Origin of the sequence: Streptomyces otsuchiensis, from assembly GCF_004305975.1 — a bacterium.
Classification (GTDB): Bacteria; Actinomycetota; Actinomycetes; order Streptomycetales; family Streptomycetaceae; genus Streptomyces; species Streptomyces otsuchiensis.
The window spans coordinates 1-5,973 of record NZ_BHZI01000328.1 but is presented as its reverse complement, the minus strand read 5'-3'; the positions used below and the strand labels follow the sequence as shown (position 1 = coordinate 5,973).

5 protein-coding genes are annotated in these 5,973 nt (G+C 75.3%); 1 reads left to right on the top strand and 4 read right to left on the bottom strand.

Going from position 1 to position 5,973, the window contains the following annotated elements; all coding sequences use genetic code 11:
• Positions 1-172: 172 nt before the first annotated feature.
• Together E0D90_RS22825 and E0D90_RS22820 are read right to left on the bottom strand one after the other, a co-directional pair.
• Positions 173-1,804, bottom strand: coding sequence for an amidohydrolase (locus E0D90_RS22825; RefSeq protein WP_130799892.1), 1,632 nt, complete (start codon positions 1,802-1,804; stop codon positions 173-175).
• Between the two features lie 137 nt (positions 1,805-1,941).
• A complete protein-coding gene (locus E0D90_RS22820; RefSeq protein ID WP_103500591.1) occupies positions 1,942-2,382 on the bottom strand; it encodes an Lrp/AsnC family transcriptional regulator in 441 nt (146 codons plus the stop codon).
• A gap of 196 nt (positions 2,383-2,578) precedes the next feature.
• On the opposite strand from E0D90_RS22820, the gene E0D90_RS22815 reads away from it, so the two are divergent.
• The gene (locus E0D90_RS22815; RefSeq protein ID WP_103500592.1) at positions 2,579-3,019 is read left to right on the top strand and encodes a hypothetical protein; all 441 of its coding nucleotides are present in this window, start codon (positions 2,579-2,581) and stop codon (positions 3,017-3,019) included.
• A gap of 252 nt (positions 3,020-3,271) precedes the next feature.
• On the opposite strand, the gene E0D90_RS22810 is transcribed toward E0D90_RS22815, so the two are convergent.
• The gene (locus E0D90_RS22810) at positions 3,272-4,447 is read right to left on the bottom strand and encodes an acyl-CoA dehydrogenase family protein (protein WP_103500593.1); all 1,176 of its coding nucleotides are present in this window, start codon (positions 4,445-4,447) and stop codon (positions 3,272-3,274) included.
• 183 nt (positions 4,448-4,630) lie between these two features.
• Positions 4,631-5,973, bottom strand: a 1,343-nt coding sequence (locus tag E0D90_RS22805) for a C39 family peptidase (RefSeq protein WP_130799891.1), incomplete at its 5' end; no start/stop codon positions are given.

Genomic DNA, 5,973 nt, shown 5'->3' with positions numbered 1-5,973 from the left:
TCCGGCCGGACATCCTGTGGTGGACCCGGCCGAACCTACCGCTGGATCACCGCCGCCTGTCAACACCTGTCCGACCTGGGCGTTTTGACCAAAGTTCCAGGTCAGTGCGGAGAGGTCGGCGGCACGCCCCGCACCCGGCACACATCGTTCGGCGGTATCCCCGGACCGGAGATCACCCGTTCAGTCGATCGTGGACGGTACGGCCCCCGACGACCGTCCGCAGGCACTCGGGCAGCGGGCCCCCGGGGGTCAGATCCGGCAGTCCCGGCGTCGCGGAGCGCGGATCGGTGGACCAGCGAACGACCCTGGCGTCGGGCGCCTGCACCACCAGATCGCCGGTGCGCCACACCGCGTAGTCCGCCACCGCGCCCGGCACCAGGGTGCCGGCACCGTCCCGCCCCAGCGCCCGCCAGCCGCCCCGGGTGTGAGCGGCGAACGCCGCCCGGACGGAGATCCGGTGTTCGGGGGTGCGGTGGAAGGCGGCGGCCCGCAGGGTGCCCCACGGGTCGATCGCGGTGACGGGGGCGTCGGAGCCCAGGGCCAGCGGCACTCCGGCCCGCAGCAGCGCGGCGTACGGGTTGAGCCCGGCGGCCCGCTCGGCGCCCAGCCGGGTCGCGTACATGCCCTCGGTGCCGCCCCAGGCGGCGTCGAAGGCGGGCTGTACCGACGCGGTCAGGGCGAGGTCGGCGAAGGCGGCGATCGTGTGCTCGGTGAGCATCTCGGCGTGCTCGACGCGATGCCGGGCCGCGCGGACCCGTTCGATCCCGACATGGTCGGCGGCGGCACGCACCCCGTCGGTGACGGCGGTGAGCGCCGCGTCGCCGATGGCGTGGAACCCGGCCTGCACACCTGCCTCGGTGCAGGCGGTCACATGGGCCGCGACGGCGGCGGCGTCCAGATGGGCCTCCCCCGTGTGCGGGGCGTCGGCGTAGGGGGCGTGGAGATGAGCGGTGTGGGAGCCGAGGGAGCCGTCGGCGAAGAGGTCGCCCGCGGCCCCGCAGGCTCCCAGCTCACGCACCCGGGCGGCGTCCCGGGCGTTGGTGAACGCCTCGGCCCAGTAGCCGAAGACCCGCGGGCCGGGCTCGGCGGCGGCCAGCGCGAGCAGGCCGGTGAGATCGTCCTCGCTGGAGATACGGGGCCCCGCGCACTCGTGGACCGCGCCGATGCCCAGCGTCGCGGCGTGGCGCAGCGCGGCCCGCTGCGCCGCGGTGCGCTGCGCGGGGGTGACGGTCGCGTGGGCGGCGGCGCGCACCGCGTGGTGGGCGTCACCGGTCAGCGGGCCGTCCGGGCTGTAGCCGTCCTGGGCGGTGATGCCGGGGACCTGCTCCAGCAGGGCGGTGGTAGCCAGGGCCGAGTGCACGTCGACCCGGGTGAGGTACAGGGGGCGCCCACCGGCGGCGGCGTCGAGTTCGGCGCGCCCCGGCGGGCGCTGCTCGGGCCAGGCGGTGGCGTCCCAGCCGTGGCCGAGCAGGACCCGGTCGTCCGGACGGGAGCGGGCGTGCCGTGCGACCGCCTCCAGCGCCGCGGGCAGGTCGGTGGCGCCGGTGAGGTCCAGGCCGGTGAGCGCCAGCCCGGTGGCGGTGGTGTGTACGTGCGCGTCGGTGAACGCGGGGGTGACGAGCGCGCCGGCGAGGTCGACGATCTCGTTCGCGCCGTCCACGAAGGATTCGGCGGCGCCCTCGGACCCTACCCAGGCGACGCGGTCGCCCTCGACGACCATCGCGGTGGCGAACGGGTCGGCCGGGGAGTAGACGGTGCCGCCGCGCAGCAGGACGGTGGGGCGGGGGGCAGTGGGGTCGGTCATGTCGGACAGTGTTCCGCGCCCGGTGGGCGGCGCGGTTGCCGGGGGCGGTGAACCGGCGGCCGTGTCCGGGGCCCGCCCCGTGGCCGACGGCGGGGCCGCGCCGCCCCGTGCGGCGCCGGCTCGTGCGTGACGCGCCGTCAGACGCGCGGCGGGCGGGCCTCGTACGGAGTGGAGAGAACCACCGTCGTGCGGGTGGAGACTCCGGCGAGAGTGCGGATCCGGGCGAGGAGGTCCTCCAGCTCGGTCGGTGCGCCGACTCGGACCTTGAGGATGTAGTTCTCGTCACCGGCGACGCTGTGGCACGCCTCGATCTCGGGAACCCCGGCGAGCCGTTCGGAGATGTCGTCGGGCGCGCTGGGGTCGAAGGGCTTCACCGAGATGAACGCCGTCAGCGGGAGCCCCACGGCGTCGGGGTCGACGATCGCGGCGTAGCCGCGGATCACCCCGCGCTGCTCCAGCCGTCGCACGCGCTGGTGCACGGCGGAGGTGGACAGGCCGGTGGCCTTGCCCAGGTCGGTGTAGCTCATCCGCCCGTCGGTGACGAGCAGCTCCACGATGTGCCGGTCGAGTTCCTCCACAGCCGGTCAACTTACTGGTACGGGCGCGCGCGGTCACACCCCGGGCGCCGTCAGGAAGCCCGGGACGGCACAATGTGACGAACGCCACATCACCGCTCGGCGAGTGCGGTAGCTCACAGTGGTTACTGATGGGATGCCATGGGCAGTGCTTGGTGTGGCCGTCGGCCCACCGTTCCGTCCTACGGGGGAATGCCCTATGCGCAACGTTAAGCAGATCCACTCCGCCGGGCCCGAGGCCCGGGCTCCGGAGGGCACCGTGACGTCCGGCCACTGGCCGGAGGAGGATGCGGACGCCGACGACGGTGTGGATCACCCGGTGGTGGTGCGACGCGCCTGCCCGACGTGCGCCCAGCCCGTGGCCGTGACACCGGCGGAGACCGAACTCCCCGAGCACGCGGTCTGCTCCACCCCGTGGAACCCCTTCGGGCTGACGGTCTGCCCCGGCTCCGGCCGGCCCGTCCCGGGAGCAGTGCCGGTGATGGAGCCGGTGGCGGTGCGCGGCGAGGAGCCGCTGACCCTGCCGGAGACGCTGGACTGGCGCACCCAGCCGTTCTCGCACGCCGGACGGCACGCCGCCCGCGCCACCGAGCCCGCCCCGGCGGCCGCGCCGCTGGACGCGGTGCGCCAGGCCGCTTAGGGCGCCCTCGCGTTCCCGCGGGCCGTCCCCGCAGGAGCGGAGGTCGCGGCGCGCGACCGACCGCGGCGCACAGCACCGCACAGGCCCGTCCGGCCGCCCATGACGCGGCGGCCGGACCACGTCGGCCTCCCGGCGGATGCCGGGAGACGACGGGCCCTCACCGGCGACGGGGACACCGCCACCGGCGCGGCGCTCCACGTCGGCGCTCCACGTCGGCGGCCGACGTGGGCGACCGACGTGAGTGGCCGGCCGTCAGTCGGCCGGCGAACCCGCGAGGTGACGGGCGATCACCAGACGCTGGATCTGGTTGGTGCCCTCCACGATCTGGAGCATCTTCGCCTCCCGCAGATAACGCTCTGCCGGGAAGTCCGTGGTGTACCCGTAGCCGCCCATCAACTGCACGGCGTCGGTGGTGACCTTCATCGCGGCGTCGGTGCAGAACAGCTTGGCCATCGCGGCCTGGGCCGAGAAGGGCTCACCCTCGTCGCGCAGCCGCGCCGCCGCCAGGTACAGCGAGCGGCCGGCCTCGATCTGCGTCGCCATGTCGGCGAGCAGGAACCGCAGCCCCTGGAAGTCGGTGAGCGCCCGGCCGAACTGCCGGCGCCTGGCCATGAACGCCAGCGCCTCGTCCAGCGCGGCCTGTGCGAGGCCGACGGCGCAGGCCGCGATGCCGAGCCGGCCGGAGTCCAGAGCGGCCAGCGCGATGGAGAAGCCCTGCCCCTCGGCGCCGAGACGGCGGTCGTCGGGCACCCGCACGTCGTCGAAGTTGATCTGCGCGGTCGGGGACCCTCCCATGCCCATCTTCCGCTCGGGCGCGGCCGCGGAGAGCCCCGGAGCGTCGCCGGGCACCAGGAAAGCGGTGATACCGCGCGGCCCGTCGCCGCCGGTGCGGGCGAGCACCGTGTAGAAGTCGGCGATGCCGCCGTGGGTGATCCATGCCTTGGTGCCGTTGACGACCCATGAGGAGCCGTCCCGCACCGCGCGGGTGCGCAGGCTCGCCGCGTCGGACCCGGCGGCCGGTTCGGACAGGCAGTAGGCGCCGAGCAGGCCGCCTCCGAGCATCGCCGGCAGGTGCTCCGCACGCTGCTCGGCGGTGCCGAAGGAGGCGAGCGCGTGGCAGGCGAGCGTGTGCACGCTGACGCCGAGGCCGACGGCCAGTCGCGCGCCGGCCAGTTCCTCCAGTACCTGGAGGTAGACCTCGTAGGGCTGGTCGCCGCCCCCGTACCGCTCGGGGTAGGGCAGGGCCAGCAGCCCGGTCTCGGAGAGTGTGCGGAAGGTGTCGCGGGGGAAGCGGGCGTCCGCCTCCCCCTCGGCGGCGGCGGGCCGGATCTCCTTGTCCGTGAGGTCACGGACGAGATCCAGAAGCTGGTGGGCTTCCTCGCTGGGCAGTCGGCGCCGCACCGGCGCGGGATCCTGGGCGGGGTTCATCTCGCTCTTCCTCCCTGTCGGGCGCTGCGGCAGCGCCCTTCCGGGTGTGGCGGCGCCGCCGTTGGAACCGGACGTCCCGGCCCACCGGTTCGCGGCGGCCGTGACCTGCGGTCCGGCGTCAGGAGTATGCCCGACCGCCCGTGGTCACGACACGGCGCGTCCCATCTTCACCAGCCGCGAGGCTCACCGCACCCCGGCGCGCGCCAGCGCGTGGCGCTGCCGGGAGTCGGCGTCGTCGGGCCACAGGAGGTAGCAGACACCGCCGCTGCCGCCGAGCGTGCGCCCGTCCGGCAGCTCCGCCCGGGTGCGCAGCCAGACGGTCTCGAAGGCGCGGCGCGGGTAGACGCGCCGCACCCGCGCGTTGGTCCGGCCGGCCGGGTCGTGGGCCACCACGTCCCCGTCGGCCGTGAACCCGGAGACCACCATCAGATGGCCGGCGGTCTGGTACCCGGCGCCGGGCAGTTCCCCGTCGGCGAAGGACTGCGAGGTGATCACCGGGATACCGGCCGCGACCAGTTCCTCGACGTCCGTGAGCGAACCCAGCCGGGTGACGACGGCGTTCATGCCCGGATGGCTCGCCGCGTAGGCGGTGTTGAAGGGCCAGTTGCCGCAGGCCGCGTACCGGTGGTCGTAGGTGCGGCGGGCCGCGTGACAGACGTCCGGGTCGTCGTAGGAGCGGTCGACCCAGTCGGTGGCCCCGGGCTCGGGGTGGCGGCCCCAGTGGGCCAGCACCATGCGCACCGAGGTGGGCGAGCACCAGGCGCGGCCGCCGCCGTCGTAGCGGGGGTAGCGGCCGGTGTGCGTGTACTGGGACAGACCGGTGAGCCCGAGTTCCACGCCTCGTCCCACGCCCGGCTCCGTGGGCGGGGCCGTGGTGCGCACGGGCACGGCGGAGGTCATGACCCCGGCCCGCCGCACCCGGGGGCCGGTGGTGTGTCCGGGCGCCCGGTGGAGGGTGAGCCGGAGCCGGTACCCGGTCAGCCGCATCCCGGAGGCCGGCTCGGTGACGGCGAGGGTGTCGGTGGCGACGGCGGTCGGGCCGTCGCTCTGCCGGGCGGCGGACGCCGGGCTGATGTCGCGGTCGTCGGCGGCCCAGTCGGCCAGCCGGTACCAGGGGGTGTCGGCGCCGTCGGAGCGCCGGGCCCGGACCTCGACGCGCAGCCAGGTTCCGGGCGGGGTGTCGGCGTTCCACGAGACGACCAGCTCGGTGGCCGGCTCTGCCGCCTCCTGGAACGCGGAGGTCCAGCGGGCGTACTCCCAGCGGCGGGTGAGAAGCCCGAACGGGTCCTCGCGCCTCTCCTCCCCCACGGCGGCGGCCATCGTCAGCGAGGCGCGGTCACCGGCCGGTGTCCCGGTGCCGACCACCGTGCCCGCCGCGGTGCCGTCCTGCCAGTCGGCGGCCGTGGTCCAGGAGCGGAACGCGGCGGGTGCGGCTGGCGAGGTCTGTCCGGCGCCGGGCGGGGGCGGGGCGGGGTGGGGGGGTGGGGGGATAACGATGTCAGGGGAAGGGATGCGGCGCCGGGGTG

What these genes read in the sequence shown, in the direction of transcription:
- E0D90_RS22825 (WP_130799892.1), bottom strand. Translation starts at nt 1,804, where the DNA reads ATGACCGACCCCACTGCCCCCCGCCCCACCGTCCTGCTGCGCGGCGGC.
- E0D90_RS22815 (WP_103500592.1), top strand. Translation starts at nt 2,579, where the DNA reads ATGCGCAACGTTAAGCAGATCCACTCCGCCGGGCCCGAGGCCCGGGCT.
- E0D90_RS22810 (WP_103500593.1), bottom strand. Translation starts at nt 4,447, where the DNA reads ATGAACCCCGCCCAGGATCCCGCGCCGGTGCGGCGCCGACTGCCCAGC.